Raw genomic sequence first — 3722 nt, 5'->3', positions numbered from 1 at the left:
CGGCCCCACCGACCGGGCCACCCCCCGGCGCAGGTCCGCACCCGTGGCCGCCGGGGTATCCGCCCGGCGCACCGTACCCGGCCGGGGCATGGCCGGGCTCGCCGCCGGACACGTCGCAGACGCGGCAGCGGCTGCATCCGTTGAGCCCGGCCCTGCACGGCGCGAAGTCGCTGGTCGTGGTCATCGCCGGGCTGTCCTGGTCGACGCTGTCCCGGGTCGGGTTCGGCTGGTTCGTGGCGATGGTGATCGTGATCGCCCTCGGTGCCACCGTGCTGGCCGTGGTCAGCTGGTACAACACCGGCTACCAGGTCGTCGGCCGGGAACTGCGGATCCACGAGGGGCTGCTCTGGCGGCGGACCCGCGCCATCCCGCTGGAACGGCTTCAGGCCGTCGAGGTGGTCCGGCCGTTGCTCGCTCAACTCACCGGCCTGGCGGAGCTGCGACTGGAGGTGGTCGGCGGGGGCAAGACCGAGGCACCGCTGGCCTTCCTCAGCGTCGCCGAGGCGGCGGTCCTGCGGCAGCGCCTGCTGGCCCTGGCGGGGCGTCCGCCCGCTGCGGCGCAGGGTCCACGGCCACCGGAGGGGTACCCGGCCGCGCCGGCCGGTGCCGAGTCGGCCGCGCCGGCCGGCCGGCCGCTGCACGCGGTGAGCAACCGGGACCTGCTGGTCAGTCAGCTACTCACCCCGCAGGCGTTCCTGCTGCCGTTAGGCGTGGCCTTCGTGGCCGCGCAGTTCCTGTCCGAGGGGTCGTGGTCGTTCATCGCGGTGGCGAGCACCCTGACCGCGATGGCCGGCATCCTGTTGCAACCCATCCGCCGGGTCCTCGACGACTGGCGGTTCCAGTTGGCCCGCGACGACGACCGGCTGCGGATTCACAACGGCCTGCTGGAGACCAGGGTGCAGACCGTGCCGCTGCACCGGGTGCAGACCGTGGGCGTGACCTGGCCGCTGCTCTGGCGGGTCAAGGGCTGGCTGCGGCTGCGCCTGGAGGTGGCCGGTTACGCCGCCGGCGAGCCCGACCAGCGCAACCGGCCGGACCGGCTGCTTCCCGTCGGTGACCAGGCGACCGGCGCGGCGATCGTGGCCGAGGTGCTGCCGGGGGTCACCCTGTCGTCGTTGCCGCTGAGTTCGCCGCCGGACCGGGCCCGTTGGGTCAATCCGCTGAGCCGACAGGTCCTCGGCGCCGGCCTGACCGAGCACGTCTTCGTCGTACGCTCCGGTCTGCTCACCCGCCAGCTGACCATCGTGCCGTACGCCCGATTCCAGAGCGTGCGGGTGGTGCAGGGGCCGGTGCAGCGGTTGCTGCGGCTGGCCACCGTGCACGTCGACACCGCCGGCGGGGCCGGCGCGGCGGCGGTGGACCGGGATGTCGCCGATGCCTGGGCGTTGGCGGCGGAGTTGACCGCCCGCGGCCACGCCACCCGCCGCGCCGGCTAAGCGGGCGGGTTCGTCAGCGGGTCGCCGGGACCGCGGGCGGCTCGGCGGGTGCCGCCTGCACGGCCGGCGGCTCGGTCGGGGTGCGGCGGGCCCGCCGCCGGGCCCACCACCGCTCCGCCAGGCCGACCACCAGGAAGGTCAACCCCACGTACGCCCAGCCGACCAGCACGTCGATCACGTAGTGCTCGCCGCTGTAGACCAGCGTGAAGGTCATCGCCAGCGGGTACGCCAGCAGCAGTGGCCACCAGCGACGTCGGACGCTGCGCAGGAAGAACAGCACCACGAACAGCGCGAAGGCGGTGTGCAGCGACGGCATGGCGGCCACCGGGTTCGAGGCCAACTGCCCGGCGTTGAGCAGGTTGCCGGCACCGTGCATGCCGAACGCCTTCCAACCCCGGGTGGAGATCCGCGCGACCTCCTCCAGCAGGCCGTTCTGCGCCGCCCACCAGGGCGGCGCGGCCGGGTAGAGGAAGTAGGTGACCAGGCCCGACGCGCAGAGGAACGCCCAGCGTCGCATGAACGCCGCCCACCGGCTGCGCTCGCGCATCCAGAGCACCGCGGCGGCGGCCAGCGCTGCCACGAAGTGCGAGAAGTACACCCAGCTGACGAGCACGTCCCACCAGTGCACCTCGGGCCGGTAGAGGTGCTGCTGCAACCAGACGGTCGGCACCTCGCCGCCGGTGGCCCAGCCGAACATCAGCCGGTCCGCCAGGATCAACTCGTACGCGTGCGGGATCGTCCCGTCGTGGTAGGCGAAGCCGCGGGAGAGGTTGTAGGCGACCAGCAGCAGCACCACCGGCACCCAGTCCCGGGCGAAGCGCAGGTGGCTCCGCCACGGGCGGGCGGAGTTCCAGGCGATGGTCCCGGCCCAGATCCAGAAGAACGCGTAGACCGGGTCGGTGGGCAGGCCGATGCCGAGCCAGCCGGCGACGAAGGCGACGCTCCACACCGACATCGCGATCACCCGGCGGCGGCCGCCGTCGCGGGAGGCGGGTGGCTCCGTACGGGCGCTGGGCTGGGGGTCGATCACGGCAGACATCGCGGACAAGGTTAACGGCGGGCCACGAGTTGCCCCACGCAGGACCAGCGGCCGCGCCGGGACGTGACAGGTGTCGCACCACGGCCGCCCCGTACCCCGGGACGGTCATCTGGCCGCCCGCGTGCCCCGGCCCCGCGCGAGCACCTACGCTGTGGCCATGCAGGTGCAGCCGGATCATGCCCTGACGCCGGGTTTGGTGGCCCGGGTCGAGTTGACCGTCACCGACGCCGACACCGCCCTGGCGGTCGGCTCCGGCGACGTGCCGGTGCTCGGCACCCCTCGGTTGCTCGCGCTGGCCGAGGCGGCGACCGTGGCGGCGACCGCGCGGCACCTGCCCGCCGGCTCGACCACCGTGGGTACCCGGGTCGAACTCGACCACCGGGCGGCGACGCCGGTGGGCCGGACGGTGACGGCGCAGGCCCGGCTGACCGCCGTCGACCGGCGGCGGCTGGTGTTCGAGGTCGCCGTGACCGAGGGCGGGCAGACCGTGGCCGAAGGCCGGGTGGAGCGGGTCCTGGTCGACCGGAACCGCTTCGTCGAACGCGCTGGCCAGCCCGCATGAACGGCCGTTTCGTCGAGGTCGCCGACCGGGTGCTCGTGCTGCGGGAGCCGCTGCTCGCGGTCAACGTGACACTGGTGCTCGGGGACGGCGAGGCGCTGCTGGTCGACACGCTCTCCAGCGCCGGGCAGGCGACCGAGCTGGCCACCGCCGTACGCGCGGTCACCGGCGCCCCGTTGACCCTGGTGAACACCCACCACCACTTCGACCACTGCTTCGGCAACGCCACGCTCGCCGCCGACCCACCCCGCCCGATCTGGGCGCACGAGCTGGCCGCGGCGGCGTTGCGCGACGACCCGGACCGGCTGCGCCGGGAGGCGTACGCGGAGCTGCGCGCCGAGCAGCCCGAGCTGGCCGCCGAGCTGGCCGACACCGTGCTGCTGCCGCCCACCGACACCGTCCACACCGAGGCCACCCTCGACATCGGGGGGCGGCGCGTGGTGCTCCGCCACCCCGGCCGCGGCCACACCGACGCCGACCTCGTGGTGCAGGTGCCCGACGCCGACCTGCTGGTCGCCGGTGACCTGGTCGAGCAGGCCGGCCCGCCGGCGTTCGAGGACTCGTACCCGTTGCAGTGGCCGGACACACTGGCCGAACTGCTGCGGTGGACCACTCCCGAGACGGTGGTGGTACCGGGTCACGGCGAGCCGGTCGACCCGGAGTTCGTCCGGGCGCAGCACGCCCAACT

4 protein-coding genes are annotated in these 3722 nt (G+C 74.2%); 3 read left to right on the top strand and 1 reads right to left on the bottom strand.

Annotation, left to right across the window (positions count from 1 at the left end; genetic code table 11):
* A partial coding sequence (locus C1I95_RS32650; protein WP_233514032.1) for a PH domain-containing protein occupies nucleotides 1-1436 on the top strand: 1436 nt, incomplete at its 5' end.
* A gap of 13 nt (nucleotides 1437-1449) precedes the next feature.
* Here C1I95_RS32650 and C1I95_RS32645 read toward each other — a convergent pair.
* A complete protein-coding gene (locus tag C1I95_RS32645; protein WP_111219807.1) occupies nucleotides 1450-2475 on the bottom strand; it encodes a phosphatase PAP2 family protein in 1026 nt (341 codons plus the stop codon).
* 157 nt (nucleotides 2476-2632) lie between these two features.
* On the opposite strand from C1I95_RS32645, the gene C1I95_RS32640 reads away from it, so the two are divergent.
* The gene (locus C1I95_RS32640) at nucleotides 2633-3037 is read left to right on the top strand and encodes a thioesterase family protein (protein ID WP_111219811.1); all 405 of its coding nucleotides are present in this window, start codon (nucleotides 2633-2635) and stop codon (nucleotides 3035-3037) included.
* Nucleotides 3034-3722, top strand: a 689-nt coding sequence (locus C1I95_RS32635; protein WP_111219805.1) for an MBL fold metallo-hydrolase, incomplete at its 3' end; no start/stop codon positions are given. The genes C1I95_RS32640 and C1I95_RS32635, both read left to right, overlap by 4 nt.

Origin of the sequence: Micromonospora craterilacus, from assembly GCF_003236315.1 — a bacterium.
Lineage (GTDB): Bacteria > Actinomycetota > Actinomycetes > Mycobacteriales > Micromonosporaceae > Micromonospora > Micromonospora craterilacus.
This window is presented reverse-complemented; position numbering and strand designations above follow the sequence as displayed.